The 18,127-nt window shown below is 50.2% G+C and carries 13 protein-coding genes and 1 riboswitch; of the genes, 11 read left to right on the forward strand and 2 right to left on the reverse strand.

Going from position 1 to position 18,127, the window contains the following annotated elements:
• Nucleotides 1-344 precede the first annotated feature (344 nt).
• Nucleotides 345-1,469 carry a BspA family leucine-rich repeat surface protein gene (locus tag ABLA33_RS01160; RefSeq protein ID WP_347718915.1) on the reverse strand — a complete coding sequence of 375 codons (1,125 nt, stop codon included), beginning with the start codon at nucleotides 1,467-1,469 and terminating at the stop codon, nucleotides 345-347.
• Between the two features lie 347 nt (nucleotides 1,470-1,816).
• On the opposite strand from ABLA33_RS01160, the gene rpoN reads away from it, so the two are divergent.
• The 11 genes from rpoN (at nucleotide 1,817) to ABLA33_RS01215 (ending at nucleotide 17,235) form a co-directional block, all read left to right on the forward strand.
• A complete protein-coding gene (gene rpoN / locus ABLA33_RS01165) occupies nucleotides 1,817-3,301 on the forward strand; it encodes an RNA polymerase factor sigma-54 (protein ID WP_347718916.1) in 1,485 nt (494 codons plus the stop codon).
• A 13-nt stretch (nucleotides 3,302-3,314) separates the two neighbouring features.
• Complete coding sequence (locus ABLA33_RS01170) at nucleotides 3,315-3,932, forward strand: phosphatase PAP2 family protein (protein WP_315090377.1); 618 nt, start codon at nucleotides 3,315-3,317, stop codon at nucleotides 3,930-3,932.
• A gap of 35 nt (nucleotides 3,933-3,967) precedes the next feature.
• On the forward strand, nucleotides 3,968-4,474 hold the full coding sequence (gene purE, locus ABLA33_RS01175; protein WP_315090379.1) for a 5-(carboxyamino)imidazole ribonucleotide mutase: 507 nt from the start codon (nucleotides 3,968-3,970) through the stop codon (nucleotides 4,472-4,474).
• 74 nt (nucleotides 4,475-4,548) lie between these two features.
• Nucleotides 4,549-6,426, forward strand: a complete 1,878-nt coding sequence (locus tag ABLA33_RS01180) for a 4-hydroxy-3-methylbut-2-en-1-yl diphosphate synthase (protein ID WP_347718917.1) — start codon at nucleotides 4,549-4,551, stop codon at nucleotides 6,424-6,426.
• A gap of 166 nt (nucleotides 6,427-6,592) precedes the next feature.
• Nucleotides 6,593-6,790: riboswitch (cobalamin riboswitch) on the forward strand.
• 91 nt (nucleotides 6,791-6,881) lie between these two features.
• Nucleotides 6,882-8,834: a TonB-dependent receptor plug domain-containing protein gene (locus tag ABLA33_RS01185; RefSeq protein WP_347718918.1), complete on the forward strand. Its 1,953-nt coding sequence runs from the start codon at nucleotides 6,882-6,884 to the stop codon at nucleotides 8,832-8,834.
• 39 nt (nucleotides 8,835-8,873) lie between these two features.
• Nucleotides 8,874-9,989: a hypothetical protein gene (locus tag ABLA33_RS01190; protein WP_347718919.1), complete on the forward strand. Its 1,116-nt coding sequence runs from the start codon at nucleotides 8,874-8,876 to the stop codon at nucleotides 9,987-9,989.
• 195 nt (nucleotides 9,990-10,184) lie between these two features.
• A complete protein-coding gene (ychF, locus tag ABLA33_RS01195; RefSeq protein WP_311489797.1) occupies nucleotides 10,185-11,288 on the forward strand; it encodes a redox-regulated ATPase YchF in 1,104 nt (367 codons plus the stop codon).
• Nucleotides 11,289-11,419: 131 nt separating this feature from the next.
• Nucleotides 11,420-12,322, forward strand: coding sequence for a prolipoprotein diacylglyceryl transferase (gene lgt / locus ABLA33_RS01200; RefSeq protein ID WP_347718965.1), 903 nt, complete (start codon nucleotides 11,420-11,422; stop codon nucleotides 12,320-12,322).
• A gap of 561 nt (nucleotides 12,323-12,883) precedes the next feature.
• Nucleotides 12,884-14,584, forward strand: coding sequence for a hypothetical protein (locus ABLA33_RS01205; RefSeq protein ID WP_347718966.1), 1,701 nt, complete (start codon nucleotides 12,884-12,886; stop codon nucleotides 14,582-14,584).
• Nucleotides 14,585-15,598, forward strand: coding sequence for a TlpA disulfide reductase family protein (locus ABLA33_RS01210; RefSeq protein ID WP_347718920.1), 1,014 nt, complete (start codon nucleotides 14,585-14,587; stop codon nucleotides 15,596-15,598).
• A 71-nt stretch (nucleotides 15,599-15,669) separates the two neighbouring features.
• Nucleotides 15,670-17,235, forward strand: coding sequence for a YifB family Mg chelatase-like AAA ATPase (locus tag ABLA33_RS01215; RefSeq protein WP_311489800.1), 1,566 nt, complete (start codon nucleotides 15,670-15,672; stop codon nucleotides 17,233-17,235).
• Between the two features lie 151 nt (nucleotides 17,236-17,386).
• Here ABLA33_RS01215 and ABLA33_RS01220 read toward each other — a convergent pair whose 3' ends face one another.
• Complete coding sequence (locus ABLA33_RS01220; protein WP_347718921.1) at nucleotides 17,387-18,097, reverse strand: glycosyltransferase family 2 protein; 711 nt, start codon at nucleotides 18,095-18,097, stop codon at nucleotides 17,387-17,389.
• Nucleotides 18,098-18,127: the final 30 nt, after the last annotated feature.

The following is an 18,127-nucleotide window of genomic DNA, read 5'->3' on the forward strand; positions in this document are numbered from 1 at the left end:
TTTTGCTCATGTTACTACTGTTTTTTTGCAACAAGCAAAGTAACAAAAGAGGCTGGAATCCTACAAGAGGGGTTCAGCCTTATTTTTTTGCCGTGTAAAACTTTTACCGGACAGCAATAATACTAAAAGAAAATTCCCCACAAACTTACTCCTAGCGAGCAGTTTGTGGGGAAAGTTTTATTGTAGGGAGAACTCTATTTGTGCAGAACCTTCTGCGTAGTTCCGTTGTTCATGCGGACGATGTTTAGCCCGCGCTACAAGTTTGTTGAGGCTATGTTATGGGGAAGAATAAACTGCCGTGGTGCTTGTCTCGCTGTTGACGGTCGCTGGCAACTTCCACTTTGTTATTTCTTCGTGAAATATCCTGTATTAGGATTAGCCATTGAAACATCCTCCTTGTTTGCATTGTATTTCACTGCACCCTTGAGACTTGTACAATTATAGAACATTTCATTAGATAGTGCGCAAGTCCAAGTATTATTGCAATAGATGGTTCGTAAAGAGGTGTTATTACCAAACATTCCACTCATGTCTTGTACCTTCTCGGTATAGAAGTTGGAAAGATCAAGAGAACTTAAACTCGAGCAGGCACAAAACATTTCATGCATATTTTCCACTTTCTCCGTATTGAAGTTGGAGAGATTGAGAAAAGTTAAACTCGAGCAACCAGAAAACATTCCACTCATGTATTGCACCTTCTCGGTATTGAAACTGGAAATATTAAGGGAACTTAAACTCTTACAACCATAAAACATTCCATGCATATTTTCCACTCTCTCGGTATTGAAGTTGGAGAGATTGAGAAAAGTTAAACTCGAGCAGCCAAAAAACATTGCACACATGTCTTGCACCTTCTCGGTATTGAAACTGGAAAGATTGAGGGAACTTAAACTCTTACAACCATAAAACATGTTACTCATGTCTTGTACCTTCTCGGTATTGAAGTTGGAGAGATTGAGAGAAGTTAAACATGAGCAGCCATCAAACATTCCACTCATGTCTTGCACCATCTCCGTATTGAAACTGGAAAGATTGAGTTGAGAGAGTTTCTCGCAATCGACAAACATACCAGACATTATAGTTACTTCAGATGAATTAAGATTTTCCAATCCCTTTATTTCTTCCAGATTCGTGAAGTTGAAGAACCAGTTCTTAGTCGTTTTCGGGCGAAAGTTTTTGAAAGAATTATCAAAGACTATAGTAGTAACCTCTGGTACTGCTGTATACATCGTTCCCGCCCAAGCAGGAAAAGTTTCTTGATCTTCCTCCTTCGTCTCGTCAATTCCCCACACAGTTCCCGTGCGAGAGGATTTCTGAGCATCATAGTAGAACGTCAGCGTTTTCTTGTCGCTGCTTTTCACAACGTAGGCATCCTTCTTCTGTGCTTGAGCGGACTGCGGGAGGAGTAACAAAGCCATGAATCCTGCAAGGAACACAGCACAGATATTCTTGAGTAATTTTTTGCTCATAAATTTTTTTCTTCCCCTTTTTGTCTCCTCGTTTTTCTGCTTTTTAGGAGTGCCGTGTCGGGAAGTCGGGCCGGTAAATAGAATCTGTTAAAGAATATCTTGCTCACTTGTCGATTCTTTAGAAAGTAAAGCTGTAAGTATTACAAGTATTAATAGTTATATGTCTGCGAATATAAGGAAACTTTTAAATAACACAAAAAACATATTTTTTTCTGTGGCACAGAGAGGAATGTGTCGCCCTATTGATGTGGAGGAAGAGCAGGTAGCTGCAAGTTTCAGAGCGGAAAGGGTGGAAGATTGTAAGGTTCACAAAAAAATCTGTATTTTTGCAGAAAAGATTCAGGATTATGTCGCAGAAGCTCGTACAAACACAGAAAGAGGAACAGACGCAGCAGCTAAGTGCCGTTCAGGTGGCTTTTGCTCGACTGCTGGAGCTTCCTGTTATGGACCTTGAGGAGCGTGTTCGCAATGAGATGGACGACAACGAAGCTCTCGAAGAAGCTGGTGGTGACGAAGAACCCGAAGATGTTCAGCCCGATACTGACAACCACGAGGAAGAAACAGACGGTGAGCTGGGCGATATGGAACTGCCCGAGATGGATGATCAAACGGCCGACTATCTGAGTGCGGACGATGTCCCCGACTATCTTGTGCGTCAGAACAATGCGCAAGAAGAGCGCGAGATCCAAATTAGCGAGCAGAGCAATGCCTACGACGAGCTGTATCGCCAGATTGGCGAACAAGATCTCAGCGAACGTGAGCGTGCCATTATGGAATATCTCATCGGTAGTCTTGATGATGACGGCTATTTACGTAAAGATGTCTACACCCTGACGGACGAAATGGCCATCTATCATAATATCGATGCTGAAGATGAGGACGTGGAGCGTATGGTACGCCTGCTCCAAACGTTCGAGCCGCGCGGTATTGGTGCCAAGGATTTGCAGGAGTGTTTGCGCATACAATTGGAAGACCCTGAGCTGAAATCACCTGCGAAGTCCATCGCTCTGCGCATCATCAACGATTATTATAAGGATTTCAGTCTGCGCCATTGGGCACATATCCGCCAACGTTTGGGCATCAGTCAGGAAGAAATGGAAGCTGCCATGCAGGTGTTGCTTCATCTGAATCCGAAACCGGGCAGCGGGCTCAACGAGTCTGCTTCACAAATCGCTCCAACGGTGATACCCGACTTCTACTTGAGCATAGATGAAGACGGTAACATACAAATTAGTTTGAACAACGGCGATGCGCCCGATTTGCGTGTGAGCCGTTCCTACAAAGATACCGTGCGCGAATTTTCCGGAAAAGGAAACCAATTGAGTCGTGCGCAGAAAGAGGCCTACATCTATGCACGCAAGAAGGTGGGCGATGCACAACTTTTTATCGAGCTGGTGAATCGCCGCAAGCAAACGCTGCGCAATGTGATGGAGAGTATTGCTCATATTCAGCAAGACTTTTTCCGCAACGAAGACGACGAATCTTTTCTCGTGCCGATGACGCTGAAAGATGTGGCACAGCGGGCAGGCGTGGATTTTTCCACCGTCAGTCGAGTGACAGGTAGCAAATACGTGCGAACAGCCTATGGCGTTTATCCGCTAAAGTTTTTCTTCTCCTCGCAATTCACCACGGAGAGCGGCGAAGAACTATCCTCGCGACAAGCAAAGATAGTCTTGCGCGAGATTATAGATGGAGAGAACAAGCACAAACCCTATTCCGATGAACATCTCTCTAAGCTGATGGCAGAAAAAGGTCTTCCCATTTCGCGCCGCACAGTAGTGAAATATCGAGAACTTCTGGGAATCCCCAAGAGTGGCCTAAGAAAGAGTTGACACACGAACGAAAATGAACAATCGCATACTCATCCTGACAGCGCAGGTAGTTTCGCTGATTTTTTCGCCTTTCTACATGCCCGTGGTGGCTTTTATAGCGCTTTTTATGTTCAGTTATCTGAACCAGTTTCCCTTGCGCTATAAAATGGTCATTCTGCTGATGGTTTATTTTTTCACAGTGCTGCTCCCCACTTTGTCTATCTACATCTATCGCCGCCTCAATGGTTGGTCGCGCCATCATTTGAGTCGGCGTGTCAATAGATACATCCCCTATTTTCTTTCTATAACGTGCTACGTCGGACTTCTGTATCTGATGATAGTTCTCCATATGCCACACTTCACGCTGGCCATCATCGTGGGAGCTCTGACATTGCAAATCATCTGCGCCGTACTCAACAACTGGATCAAGGTAAGCACTCATGCGGCGGCAGCAGGTGGCGTGGTCGGCGCACTTTGTGCCTACTCGCTTTGGTTTAACTTCAACCCTCTCAGCTGGCTCTGTCTCTGCATTCTCTTATGCGGACTGGTGGGTACGGCTCGTCTCATCCTTCGCCAGCACAAACTTATCGACATCGGCTTGGGCACACTCCTCGGAATCCTCTGCGGATTCTTCTGTGTTCTCTTGGTGTAGTCGTTCAAACATTAGAATTTCAAACTCATTATGATATGGAACCTTTAGTCAGTATTATTATGGGCAGCACCAGCGACCTGCCCGTTATGGAAAAAGCCGCTAAATTTCTCAACGAAATGGAGATCCCCTTCGAGATGACGGCTCTGAGCGCCCACCGCACTCCGCAAGAGGTGGAAGAGTTTGCACAAAATGCCTCTGCGCGCGGTTTGCAAGTCATCATCGCTGGTGCCGGTATGGCGGCAGCCCTTCCCGGTGTGATTGCAGCCTCCACAACGGTTCCCGTCATTGGTGTGCCCATCAAGGGAATGCTCGACGGACTTGATGCCCTGCTCAGCATCGTGCAGATGCCTCCCGGAATCCCTGTTGCCACAGTGGGCGTGAACGGTGCGCAGAATGCCGCCATCCTGGCCGTTGAGATGCTTGCCCTCGCCGACCCCGAAATTGCTGAAAAGCTTACTAAGTATAAGGAAGGCTTAAAGCAAAAAATCATCAAGGCCAATGCTGATTTGGCCGATGTGCAATACGAATTTAAGACCAACTAATAAGACCCTCTATGGTCTTACTCTAACCGAGCCAGGTCCTCATAAGTAGGGCCGTGGCTCATTATTATATCTATATGAAATACCATTCCGGTTCAGAACTATTCAACTATACGCCGCGTGATTCTCACGAGGTGCGCGTGGGCAATAAGCCGTTGGGCGGCGACAACCCTATCCGCCTCCAGAGCATGACCACGGCAGCAACTACCGACACCGAGGGATGTGTGCGCCAGATAAAGGCCATTGTGGATGCAGGCAGCGACTATGTGCGCCTCACTACGCAAGGCACGCGTGAAGCTGAGAACCTGCGCAATATCAAAGCCGAACTCACGCGCTTGGGCTACACCACGCCCCTCGTGGCCGATATTCACTTCAATCCGAACGTGGCCGACGTGGCCGCTACCATTGTGGAAAAAGTCCGCATCAATCCGGGCAATTACATCGACCCTGCGCGTACTTTCCGACATTTAGAGTACACCGATGAGGAATATGCCGACGAGCTGAAACGTCTCGAAGCGCGCTTCCACCAACTACTCGACATTTGCCGCGCTAACCACACAGCCATCCGCATTGGCGTAAACCACGGTTCGTTGAGCGACCGTATCATGTCGCGCTATGGAGATACGCCCGAGGGCATTGTGGAGAGTTGCATGGAGTTTCTGCGCGTTTGTCAAAAAGAAAACTTTAAGGACGTTGTCATCTCCATCAAAGCGTCCAACACAGTAGTCATGGTGCGCAGTATGCGCCTTCTGTGCTCCATCATGCAGGCGGAGGGGATGGATTTTCCGCTTCATCTCGGCGTGACGGAAGCAGGCGAAGGTGAGGACGGCCGCATCAAGAGTGCAGCAGGTATCGGAGCACTTCTCGCCGACGGTATTGGCGACACCATTCGCGTTAGTCTGAGCGAAGCTCCCGAGAACGAAATCCCCGTGGCCTATAAGTTGGCCTCCCATGTGGTACGCCGTGCGGGCCACACCTTTATTCCGGGTATGGCTTTTCCAGGCTTCGACTACGTTCGGCCTGAGCGCCGCGCCACTTGCCCTGTGCTCAACATCGGCGGAACAAATGCACCCGTAGTTATCAGCGAACGCCTCAACGGCTCTACCGAAGTTGGCGAACTCTTGCCCGACTATATCTATGCGGGCCACCAACTTCCGCCGCTCGACAAACGCGTGAAAACGGCCTACATCGTGGATGCCAACGTGTGGAAGCCAGAGGAGGGAGTGTACCCTGCCTATACTGACCAAACGCTGCCGTTCATCGGTATGAATCCTTGTCCGCTCAAATTTCTCTTCCTCACCTATCCTGCCCTCAATGAGGAAGTGAAAGTGTGTCTCCGCCTCCACCCCGAGATGGTCGTTATTGCGCAGAGCAATCACCAGAACCGACTGGGCGAACTGCGAGCTTTGGTACACGAGATGTGGACAGAAAACCTCCAGAATCCTGTAGTATTCTTCGAGCAGAGTGCTCACAGTGCCGACGAGAAAGAAGATTTCCAAATCGAGACAGCGGCCGATCTCGGCGCATTGCTGTTCGACGGACTGACAGATGGTATCTTCCTGTTCAACAACTATCAGGGCAAGGCGCAACGCATGACTTATGCCGACATCGATGCCACGGCTTTTGGAATTCTGCAAGCCACACGCCAGCGCACCACCCGCACCGAATACATCAGTTGTCCTGGTTGTGGCCGAACGCTCTATAACCTGCAAACCACCATCGCCCGCATCAAAGCAGCCACCAGCCACCTCGCGGGGCTCAAGATAGGCATCATGGGATGCATCGTGAATGGGCCCGGCGAAATGGCCGATGCCGACTACGGCTATGTGGGTGCTGCTCGCGGCAAGGTGAGCCTCTATCGCGGCAAAGTATGCGTGGAGAAAAATATTGCTGAGGAAGAAGCCGTCGACAAGCTCTTAGCCCTCATCGAGTCCGATAAACAGAAACGGCAATAGCTTCTTTGACTGGTCGGATGGCTCTGACTCGTCCGAGAAGTCTGACTTGTCCGACCAGTCTGAGATCAAAAAACTGAACTTCCCCCCCCCTCATGAGGGAGAGAAAGAGAGCTTTCTCTTTCTCTGTTTCTTTTATGTAAAATTTTTATCTTTCTTAATTTCTTTGTACTTTCGCAGGCAGAACGGTGCTCATAAAGAGAAGAGCTCAAAAGGGAAACGGGTGAGAGTCCCGTACAGTCCCGCTGCTGTAAGCCTCTTTCTTGTGTGTCTCAACACGCGTCACTGCATAAGTTGTAAAATTTATTCGGGAAGACGAGGCACATAGAGGTAAGTCAGAAGACCTGCCGTATCTATCATGGTTGCATCTGCTCCCCGAGGAGGGACAGCCGCAGCAAAACAGAGCATAAATACTACTTGCCAACTTGGAAAACAAGTTTTTTCTTCGTCTTAGCTTTTTGGCATTTGCCTTTCTGCCTTTTGTGCTTACGGCGCAAAGTCGGAAAGACCGCCATCTCTCGTCCGCTGAAGTCTTAGGCGTTCGGGCCGATGCTTCTGTGGCTTCGGCTGCTCCGGTGCAGAAACTTGACACGGCGTCTATCCGACGTATGGGTGTCACCTCTACTGCCGATGCGCTGCGCCGCTTTGCGGGCGTCAATTTGCGCGACTATGGCGGAGCGGGTGGCTTGAAAACTGTGAGCGTGCGCGGACTTGGCGCACAACACACGGCAGTGGTCTACGACGGAGTGACGGTTTCCAATGCCCAGCAAGGACAAATCGATTTAGGGCGCTTTTCTCTCGATCGCTTGGCGGGAATTGAGCTTCACACGGCCGATGAAGGCAGCCTCCTTGTGCCTGTGCGGCAATTGGGCGCGGCAACAGTCGTGCTCCGCTCTTGGCAGCCCAGTGCGCAGAACCGAGGTATGCACGGCGCGGTGGCCCTCCGTCACGGAAGTTTCGGAGTTTGGAATCCGAGTGTGCTGCTCTCCCAAAATTGGAACGGACATACGGCCGTAAATGTCAGTGCCGACTACTACCATGGTAATAACGCCTATCCCTTCACGGTGAAAAATGGTGTGGCCACGCATCGTGAGAAACGTTTAAACTCCCAGATGAACGACTGGACGCTGGAAGCCAATGTCCATCACCTTTTGCGCCGCGGACAGCTTTCGGGGAAAGTGTTTTATGTCACGAATCATCGTTATCTTCCGGGGCCTGTCACGCTCTATGTCAGTGGCAATAACGAACACCTTACGGAGCAGAATGCTTTTGCGCAGTTGAAGTGGGAACAGCAGTATGGTCGCTGGAATTTCTTTGGGGCTGGCAAAGCGGATTGGCGAGAAAGTAAATACCTCGATATTGCTGGGCGATACCCCGGCGGGCGTCTCGACCAACGTTATAAGCAAGGCGAAATCTACGCTTCGGCAGGCGCATCGTATGCTTGGCAAGCGCTCACAGCAGCAGTGGCTACGGATTGGTTTCGTAATGATTTGACCTCCAATCTCAAAGTTGACAACGACGTGTGGCGCACCTCTTGGCTCACAAGTATGACACTGCGCTACGCTCCCCGCCACTTTGAACTGACGGGCCGCCTTGTAAGCTCCATCTTCCGCAATCACGCCACAGCAGGAACAGAGGCAGCAAAGAATGCCAGCCAACTCTCGCCGAGCCTCTCGGCTTCGTGGAAACTGATATCCGATCAGCGCGCCCACTTGTTTGTGCGCGCTCACTATAAAGAGTTCTTCCGTGTGCCCACCTTTACGGAAAACTATTATTACCACCTCGGAAATACCCACTTGAAGCCCGAACGCACCCAGCAGTTGGGCGCAGGCGTCACCTTCGCAGGGATGCTGTCCGCTCGCTGGCAGGTGCAGCTCACTGCCGATGGTTACGTGAACCGCGTGTGGGACAAAATCTCCAGCATCCCCTACAACCTCTTCGTTTGGCGCACTGTCAATCTCGGCAAGGTGAGGGCTGCGGGGATGGATGTGGCTTTGCATAGCACATGGACGCTGCGCAATGGGCAACAGCTCATAGGTAATGGTACTTACACTTATCAGCGTGTCACGGATCGTACAGATAAGACTTCGGAGGACTATGGTAAGCAACTGGCCTATACGCCACTTCATTCCGGCGCGGTATCTATGGCGTGGGAAAATCCGTGGGTCAATGCCGTTGTTAGTATGACCGCTGCCTCCAAGCGTTGGGCCACTAACGAGCATACTGTCACCACCAGCGTGCCGGCTTATGCCGATGTCAATCTCGGACTTTATCGCACTTTTCGCTTTCGTAGCTTCCAGTTGGAGGCACGTGCTGATTTGACCAACCTTTTTAATCATCAATACGAAGTCATCCGCCGCTATCCAATGCCAGGGCGAGCCTATCGCTTCTCGGCACTGCTGCGGTGGTGATGCCTCAGAGAAATCAACTTAATATTATCACATAAAATTATGAAGAAAACATTCAAAATTGCAGCCCTTGCGCTGTTCGCTGGTCTCACACTGGCTTCTTGTTCTGAGAATGATGGACCGACCCAGAAAGTGGTGACGGTTCAGAAGGAAATGCTTGTCCTCAACCAAGGTAACTACTATGGAGGTGTAGAAGGTACATTGGATCGTTTAGAACTGGGTATGACTACAAACGACTTTTGGAACGGAACAATTACATCAAACGTGTTCAAGGCTGCCAATGGACAGAGTCTTGGCGATACGCCTCAGAATGCTGTGATGTGCGGTTCTAAACTCTACGTTTCAGTTTATGCAAGTAAACTGGTTTGGGTGCTCAATCCCTCCACTAAGAAGATTATCAAGTCTATCTCAACAACTGATCCAGAATGGGTAACTACTGACGGTAAGAACGTTTATGTGGCCAACAATAACGGCTATGTCACTCGTATCGATACTGCTACCTATGCAAAGGATTCCATCCAGGTAGGTCCAAATCCCGCGTGTCTCGTTGTAGCTAAGAACTATCTCTACGCTTCTATATCCGACGGCTACAATTATGCAAACGGATATGCAAACGGAAAGAAGGTAGCAAAGATCGACCTTAAGACCTTCACGAAAACAAAAGACATCGCTGTAGGTATGAACCCCGGCCGTATGGACGTGGACAATGCTGGCAACGTGTTCGTAGTATGTAACGGTAACTATGCTGATGTTGCTGCTGAAGTACAACGTATTTCCGCTTCAGACGAGGTGAAAAAAGTGGCAGAGGGTAATAATATCGTTTGCTTGAACAATCTTCTCTATGTCTTCAACGTAAAAAGCGACTGGGCAACGGGAAAGGTGAACACTTCTGTTAAGATCTTCGATGGCTCAAGCCTGCAAGGACAATCAGTGAACCGCTTTGAGGAGCGCGAGATGGCTCCTGCTCCTACGGGTGTCTTTACGGATCTCAACAAGAACTATGTTATCATCACTTCCGACGCAGATGCCAAGAGCTACAATAAGCCAGGTTTTGTTTATGTCTACAAGAAGGATGGTTCTTTCGTGAAGAAATTCAACGTAGGTATACACCCCTATTTCGTTCTCTTCCCCGGAATTCAGACTACAGTAACAATCTAAAAACATAGGAACTATTCTTTAGTTCTTCCAATAAAGGGAGTGCTCAGTTGCCTTGCAAAAGGAATTGAGCACTCCTTTTTGTGTTGGGAAAGAAGGATTCTTCTCGCCTGTAACCTTATGAGAGCCATGCCCAAATGCCTTATATCACCGAATAATTACTAACTTTGCGGCAGAAATATAATGAAATAAAACAATATGAGTTTACAATGTGGTATCGTTGGCTTACCAAATGTGGGTAAATCAACGTTATTCAACTGCCTGAGTAATGCGAAGGCTCAGAGCGCAAACTTCCCTTTCTGCACGATAGAGCCCAACGTCGGTGTCATCACTGTGCCCGACGAACGCCTTAATAAATTGGCCGAAATAGTCCATCCCGGTCGCATTGTCCCTACTACGGTGGAGATTGTTGATATTGCGGGCTTGGTGAAAGGAGCTTCAAAGGGCGAGGGCTTAGGCAACCAGTTTTTGGGTAATATCCGAGAGACCGACGCCATTATCCACGTGCTCCGTTGCTTTGACGACGACAACGTTGTCCATGTTGACGGCACTGTCGACCCTGTGAGAGACAAGGCTGTTATAGATACAGAGCTACAGCTCAAGGACCTGGAGACCGTTGAGAGCCGCCTGCCGAAGGTGGAGAAGCTCGCAACGATGGGCGGAAACAAGGACGCCAAGATTGAGTATAATGTGCTGAAGGCCTACAAGGAGGTACTTGAGCAAGGCAAGAATGCCCGCGCCGTTAGCTTCGAATCTAAGGAAGAACAGCAGGCAGCGCGCAATCTCTTTCTGCTGACGTCGAAACCCGTGCTTTATGTTTGCAACGTCGACGAAGGAAGTGCGGCCAGTGGCAATGCTTACGTGGAACAGGTGCGCGAAGCTGTCAAGGAAGAGGAGGCAGAAATCCTCGTGGTGGCGGCTCAGACTGAAGCCGACATTGCAGAACTCGAAACCTACGAGGAACGCCAGGAATTTTTGCAAGAGGCCGGTTTGGAAGAGTCGGGCGTGAACCGACTCATCAAAGCTGCCTACAAAATGCTACAGTTGGAAACGTTCATCACCGCAGGCGAGATGGAGGTGAAAGCCTGGACTTTCCACAAGGGTTGGAAAGCTCCGCAATGCGCTGGTGTTATACATACCGATTTCGAGCGTGGCTTTATTCGTGCTGAAATCATTAAGTACGACGACTACATCAGCTACGGTTCGGAAGCAGGTGTGCGCGAAGCTGGCAAGCTCCATATCGAAGGTAAGGAGTATGTTATGCAAGACGGCGACATCGTGTATTTCCGCTTCAACGTATAAAAGATATTTTCGGGCAAGTCGGACTGGACGGTCAGTTCGACTTGTCTTTTTTTCAACCCATCCCTTCCCCTTAAAATCATCTCATTATGATTCATTTCTTATCCCATATTCTCGTGCAGCTGCAAGCTCTTATGGTTCCGCTTTCCTTTGGGAAAGGAATCGACAGCACGACTCTGTTGTCCATCGTCTGGAATCCAGACAAAGTGGCCTTCACGGTGTTTGGTCACCCCATAGTGTGGTACGCCATCATGTGGGTTGTAGGCCTCGCTTTGGCCTATCTGGTTGTTATGAAGCTCTATAAGGACCAACACCTGCCTGATGAAAAGTTTGACCCTCTTTTCATCTATTGTTTCATAGGTATCTTGTTGGGCGCGCGTCTGGGCCACTGCCTTTTCTATGAGCGGGCTTATTTCATGGCTAACCCTCTCGAAATGTTTCTCCCCATGAAGCACCTTGCCGATGGCAGTTGGAAGTTTACGGGCTATGCAGGTTTGGCGAGTCACGGCGGTACGCTGGGCCTCATGATAGCCCTTTGGTTCTACGTGAGAAAGTACAAAGTCAATCTGATGCGTGTGCTCGACAACATCGCCATCGCCACGCCCATCACGGCCTGCTTCATCCGTTTGGGCAACTTGATGAACTCCGAGATTGTGGGCAAACCCACTGATTCTGCGCTGGGCTTTATCTTCGTGCAGAACCATGAAAATTTTGCGCGACATCCAGGACAGCTCTACGAAGCCCTGTTCTATCTGTTCCTCTTCCCCATCGGTTTGTGGCTCTACAAACGCTACAAAACGAAAGTAGGCACGGGCTATTTCTTTGGCTGGGTCTTGACGTGTATCTTCGCCTTCCGTTTCTTCGTAGAGTTCCTCAAGGAAGTGCAAGAGCCTTGGGAACTGTCGATGGTTGAGACCATCGGACTGAATCAAGGACAGATGTTGAGCATCCCCTTTGTGGTGCTCGGCCTCTATTGCTGGTTGGGCGGTAAATACTGCAAGAAGTTGGGCGAACAGTCCACGCAGAAGAAACCTTAAGCGCATATTCACCCATTCCCTTCCCTATTCTTCCATTTGCCAAAAGCCACCCCTCTTGGGATGCCCGCTTTTGGCGAATGGATTTTTTTATGCCTTCTCGAAACATCCGTATACTGTCAAGAAATAACGTAAAACTAACGCGCTGAGAATGGCTTGAAATCCAGCGCGCGATACTTCGGACTGAAAGAACGCAAGGAGAGTCGATTAGCACAATAAGGAAGCCGCTCCCTTGCCCCTCCACACAGAGAAACCTCATAAGCCTATTCGTGGATACAATAAGGCTGTTGGTTGGCTTCCTTATTGCGTCGGCTGACAGCCTTATTCTGTCAGCCGACATCCTTATTGTATTTTTGAGTAGCTTGAAGGGAGTGATTCTTCTCATAAGGCCGAAGATGCTCCACCGCCTTGTTTCAACGAGAAGAAGAAGGATGAAAACCTATGGTTTAGCTCCGCCTGAGTGCATGAAACATGTGGCAATCAATGGTAGGCATTCTTCATCGCGAACAACGAACGAAAAAAATCATTATCTTTGCTGCGTACAACATCCAATATAGAAAAATCATGCAAAGCAAACCTCTTGTTTTTCTGGCACTGGCCACCACTCTCGGTCTGACCTCCTGCTCCAAGATGGGCCCTTTGGGTCCTGAGAATTTTGCAGTAGATCCCTCACCGCTCGAAGCCATGGACAATCAGGTGCCCGTGGTCATCTCTGGGCGTTTCCCTGAGAAGTATATGAAAAAGAACGCTGTGGTCAAGATCACTCCCGTATTGCATTTCCAAGGCGGGCAGTCTACTGCTACTGGCGATATTTTCCAGGGCGAGAAGGTGCAAGGAAATCATCAAGAAATTTCGTACTTGTTGGGCGGCAATTATAAGTTGCGCACCACTTTCCCCTACCGCGACGAAATGCTGCGCTCCGAACTCTACGTTACCTTTGATGCCACTGTTGGAAAGAAGAAGGTAGACATCCCTGCAGTGAAAATTGCCGACGGCGTACTGGCCACCAGCACACTGCTTCGCCGCACTGCCGCTTCAGCAACTGCCGCTTTGGGCGAGGACAAATTCCAGTACGCCATCGAGCAAAAGCAGGAAGCACAAATCAAATACCTCATCCAGCAAGCCCGCATCCGCACCAGTGAACTGCAATCTACTTCTGTGAAAGATTTTGTGCAGACTCTCCGCAATATCAAGGCCGATGGCAAACGCCTGGAATTGGAAAACGTGGAGGTGAGTTCCTACGCATCGCCCGACGGCGGTGAGAAGCTCAACACCAAGTTGGCACAGAGTCGCGACGATGCTTCAGGTAGCTATGTGAAGAATCAGCTGAAGAAAATAAAACTCGAAGGTGAGGTCAATTCCCATTATACCGCGCAGGACTGGGAAGGCTTCCAGCAACTCGTGAGTGAGAGCAACATTCAGGACAAAGAGGTGATTCTGCGCGTGCTCTCCATGTATCAAGACCCCGAACAGCGTGAACAGCAAATCAAAAACCTATCTGTTGGTTTCCGCGAACTGGCTGATGAGGTGTTGCCCGAACTTCGCCGCTCACGCCTTACTGTCAATTATCTGATAGTGGGACGAACCGACGACGAGATACAACAGCAGTTGCAGGCCGATGCTTCAAAACTCAGTATCGAAGAACTGCTCTACGCTGCCACACTGACGGACAATGTGGCCGAAAAAGAGAAGATATACACAACAGCTGACCGACTTTTCCCCGCTGACTATCGCGCTGCGAACAACCTCGGTGTACTGGCTTACGGGCAGGGCAACCTCGCCGCTGCAAAGGACTATTTCTCCAAAGCCGCAAAGAAAAACGAGCAGGCAGCAGAGCCCAAAGCGAACCTCGCCCTTGTGGCGTTGGCCGAAGGCGACTCTAAAACATCGGAGGACTATCTGGGACAAGCTGCTGCGGCACACAACTACGGCGAAGTGCTGGGCAATCTGGCATTGGCTCGTGGACAGTACGCGCAAGCAGCCCGCCAGTTGCAGGGCGTGAATACCAACTCCGCCGCGCTGGCTCAGCTACTGAATAAAAACTATACAGAGGCGCGCACAACGCTCTCTCGTATTCCTCAACCTGATGCCACAACGGCCTATCTGAAGGCTATCCTCGCTGCCCGCACGCATCAAGCTGCCGATGTAGTGCCGAATCTCGAGCAAGCCTTTAAGCTCGACAGCACGCTCAAGGCTCGTGCCGCTAAGGATCTGGAGTTTGCCAACTACTTTAATACTGCTGATTTCCAAAACATCACGAAATAAATGCTTACACGCCGTTCCCTTTGCAGCTTACTCCTGCTCGCGTTGGTGCTTCTGACCGCTTGCGGCCCAGACAAACACCATGTGCGCATTACTGGAGAGTTCAAAAATCTCGACAACGCCGAGTTCTACGTTTACAATGACGGAGAAAAGTTTGCAGGCTTCGATACAGTTCGCATCGAGGACGGTAAGTTTCGCTATGAGAAAGCCTTGGAGGGCACGGAAGTCCTCACACTGCTCTATCCCAACTTCTCGCGCACGCTGGTGGTTGCCGAACCAGGAACCACTATCCATATTACGGGCGATGCTGGGAAGTTGAGCGATGTGGATGTGAGTGGAACGGAGAGCAACGAACGTCTCTCAAAGTTTCGCCACACCAACCAGAGCAAACCCGCCTCCAATGTGCGGATGGCTGCAGCCCAGTATGTCCGCGACAATGCCGCAACGCCCGATGGTTTGGTACTTTTTCTCGAATATTTTGCAGGGGAAAAGGATTTCGATGCTCCCACCACGTTGCAACTGCTCGACTTGCTCAAACAGAAACAACCTAACAAGGCGTTGATAGCTCCTCTCGATGCGCGACTGCGACCGATATTGTCCAATTCCGCGCGTATGCCGTTGCAGACTTTCTCCGCCACCGCCCTCAATGGTTCTGTTGTGTCGAACGCCACCTTAAAGGGCAAGCCTGCTCTCGTTGTGTTCTGGGCAAATTGGTCGTCCGAAAGCACCGAGATGCTCAACCATGTGAAGCGATTGCAGCGAGCCTTTGGGAAGAAGCTGCAGATAGTGGCCGTTTCGATGGACACCAGCATCCCCGATTGCCGACACCGCGTGCAGACCGATACGCTCACTTTTCCGACACTTTGTGACGGTGAGGCCTTTCGTTCGCCTGTGGCCGAGAGATTGGGAGTGCGCTATGTCCCTGGTAATATCTTCGTTGATGCCGCGGGACGTGTCGTAGCACGCGATATTCCGGCTGCCGATTTGGAAAGCCGCGTTTCAAAACTTATGGAGTGAGAGCATCAGCAGGCCCTTTGTGTGGTCTGCTAATGCTCTTTCTCTTTTCATTATCCTAAAATTATTTTTCCTTGTTTACCCAAATTCACAGTGCCGTAGTAAACGGATTGAAGGCCATCCGCGTGATGGTCGAAATCAACGCCTCTCCAGCCAAGCACGATGCTATTGGAGAAACGCCTTTCTTTATGGTCGGCTTGCCCGACAACGCTGTAAAGGAGAGTCGGCAGCGCGTGCAGAGCGCGCTCATCAATTCGTCCTTGTGCCTCCCCCGCCTCAATATCACTATCAATTTTGCCCCCGCCGATATCCGCAAGGTAGGCTCAGGTTTCGACCTCCCGCTGGCCATCGCCATGCTCACAGTGTGCGACCTCATTAAGTGTCCCACGCTCGAGCGTATGATGTTCGTAGGCGAGTTAGGCCTCGACGGCTCCGTGCGAGCTGTGCGCGGTGCACTGCCTATTGCCATCGAAGCTCGCAGCCTGGGGTACGACACGCTCTTTGTTCCCCGCGAGAACGAGCGGGAGGCTGGCGTGGTCAATCAGCTGAAAGTGATCGGTGTGAGTACACTCAGCGAACTCGTAGACCATCTCAACGGTCAGTCGCTCCTGCAACCCGTTGAGGTCAATACGCGGGAGGAGTTCTACCAAGCACAGAGCGACTATCCCCTCGACTTTGCCGAAGTGAAGGGCCAAGAGCGCGCTAAGCGAGCTTTTGAAGTGGCGGCCGCCGGAGGACATAATCTGCTGCTCATCGGTTCGCCCGGTTGCGGCAAGAGTATGATGGCTAAGCGCATCCCAGGCATTCTTCCGCAACTCACGTTGGCCGAATCGCTCGAAACCACGCAAATCTACAGCATTGCAGGCCAATTGCCGGAAAACACCTCACTCATCGCTCGACGTCCTTTTCGCAGTCCTCACCACACTATTTCCGACGTGGCTTTGATAGGAGGTGGCGTCAATCTTCAGCCTGGTGAGATTTCGTTGGCCCATAACGGCGTACTTTTCCTTGATGAGTTGCCCGAATTTTCACGCAGTGCGCTCGAGACGCTCCGCCAGCCGCTGGAGGACAGAGTTATCAATATCAATCGCGCCAAGTATAGCGCCAATCTGCCCTGCTCTTTTATGCTCGTGGCCGCTATGAATCCTTGTCCCTGTGGTTATTATAACGACCCAACGCATAAGTGCAGTTGTAATCAGGGTATGATTCAGCGTTATATGTCTAAGATTAGCGGTCCGCTGATGGACCGTATCGATTTGCAGATCGAAGTAACGCCCGTGCCGCTTGAAGAACTACAATGTGCGCCCAAGGGTGAGAGTAGTTCTGCCATACGTGAGCGCGTGGCCAAGGCGCGCGCCGTGCAGACCGAACGCTTTGCCCATTTGCCCGGTATTCATTGTAATGCACAGATGGGCGCACGCGAAATCGAACGCTTTGCGCAACCCGATGCAGCTGGGCGAGAAGCGTTGGCCATGACTATGAAGAAGATGGATCTCAGTGCTCGAGCCTACGAGCGAATACTCAAAATGGCGCGCACAATAGCCGATTTGGCTGGTCAAGAGGAGGTGGGCTTCGATGCCATATCCGAAGCCGTGGGCTATCGCAATCTGGACCGCTCCGACTGGGGCGAAACGTTCTAAAGGATAAAGATATTTGCTGCTGGCTCTGTGCGCGACAAAAAAAGGTGCGAACTTGTTGGTGGCTCAGAAAAAGAAAAGAGCGGATAGAATGAGGAAGATGGATAACTTACTGATTCTATCTGCTCTTTTCTTGTAGGTTTGAAAAAGCGAGTTAGCGACCGCGCAGGCGGCACATAAAGTAGACGAAATAGAGGCGGGGCAAAAGGCGCAACCGATCCTTGAGACTGTCCACTTCGCTTATCACGCGGATATTGTCCTTGAGTCCTGCCGAGCGCAGACTGTTGCTAACGCCCGTCACATCGAAGTCGGCAATCGGGAAGTCTAATTGCAGAAATCGTTTGCCGGCAAGAAAGAGCTGTTTGAACAACTTAAAATCGGCCGACATACGGTGGCGTATATCGAAAGGATACTCGCGCAAACAAGTCGTATGGGTCAGTGCACTCTGATGACAGAAGAACATACGGTGCCCATTATGCGGCGCTTCAGCTTTCTTGATGACGCCGCGTTTCACTACATCGCCGTAGATAACATCTGCCGCGCGTTCTTCGGCAAAAACTCTCTGCAACACATCGTCTGCCGCAAAGCCATCGCCCGCATTCATAAAAATGACCCATTCTCCCGTGGCCAGGCGAACCCCCTTATTCATTGCGTCGTAGATACCGCGGTCGGGTTCCGATACAACTGTTGTGAGGTGCGGGCGGAAAGTTTCAATCACCTGCGCAGTAGAGTCGGTGGACGCTCCGTCAATGATGATGTACTCCAGATTCTTGTAAGTCTGGCGCAGCACGTTTGTGATGGTTTTTTGCAGTAGTTTATCGCAGTTGTAACAAACTGTAACGACGGATACTTTAGGGGGAGTCATAAATAGTTGTGAGGGATTCTTTTTCAAAGT

It is taken from the genome of uncultured Alloprevotella sp., from assembly GCF_963536905.1.
Lineage (GTDB): Bacteria > Bacteroidota > Bacteroidia > Bacteroidales > Bacteroidaceae > Alloprevotella.

Excerpts from the sequence above, each read along its gene's own strand:
- ABLA33_RS01160 (WP_347718915.1), bottom strand. The coding sequence starts at position 1,469 with ATGAGCAAAAAATTACTCAAGAATATCTGTGCTGTGTTCCTTGCAGGA.
- rpoN (WP_347718916.1), top strand. The coding sequence starts at position 1,817 with ATGTCGCAGAAGCTCGTACAAACACAGAAAGAGGAACAGACGCAGCAG.
- ABLA33_RS01170 (WP_315090377.1), top strand. The coding sequence starts at position 3,315 with ATGAACAATCGCATACTCATCCTGACAGCGCAGGTAGTTTCGCTGATT.
- purE (WP_315090379.1), top strand. The coding sequence starts at position 3,968 with ATGGAACCTTTAGTCAGTATTATTATGGGCAGCACCAGCGACCTGCCC.
- ABLA33_RS01180 (WP_347718917.1), top strand. The coding sequence starts at position 4,549 with ATGAAATACCATTCCGGTTCAGAACTATTCAACTATACGCCGCGTGAT.
- ABLA33_RS01190 (WP_347718919.1), top strand. The coding sequence starts at position 8,874 with ATGAAGAAAACATTCAAAATTGCAGCCCTTGCGCTGTTCGCTGGTCTC.
- ychF (WP_311489797.1), top strand. The coding sequence starts at position 10,185 with ATGAGTTTACAATGTGGTATCGTTGGCTTACCAAATGTGGGTAAATCA.
- lgt (WP_347718965.1), top strand. The coding sequence starts at position 11,420 with ATGGTTCCGCTTTCCTTTGGGAAAGGAATCGACAGCACGACTCTGTTG.
- ABLA33_RS01205 (WP_347718966.1), top strand. The coding sequence starts at position 12,884 with ATGCAAAGCAAACCTCTTGTTTTTCTGGCACTGGCCACCACTCTCGGT.
- ABLA33_RS01210 (WP_347718920.1), top strand. The coding sequence starts at position 14,585 with ATGCTTACACGCCGTTCCCTTTGCAGCTTACTCCTGCTCGCGTTGGTG.
- ABLA33_RS01220 (WP_347718921.1), bottom strand. The coding sequence starts at position 18,097 with ATGACTCCCCCTAAAGTATCCGTCGTTACAGTTTGTTACAACTGCGAT.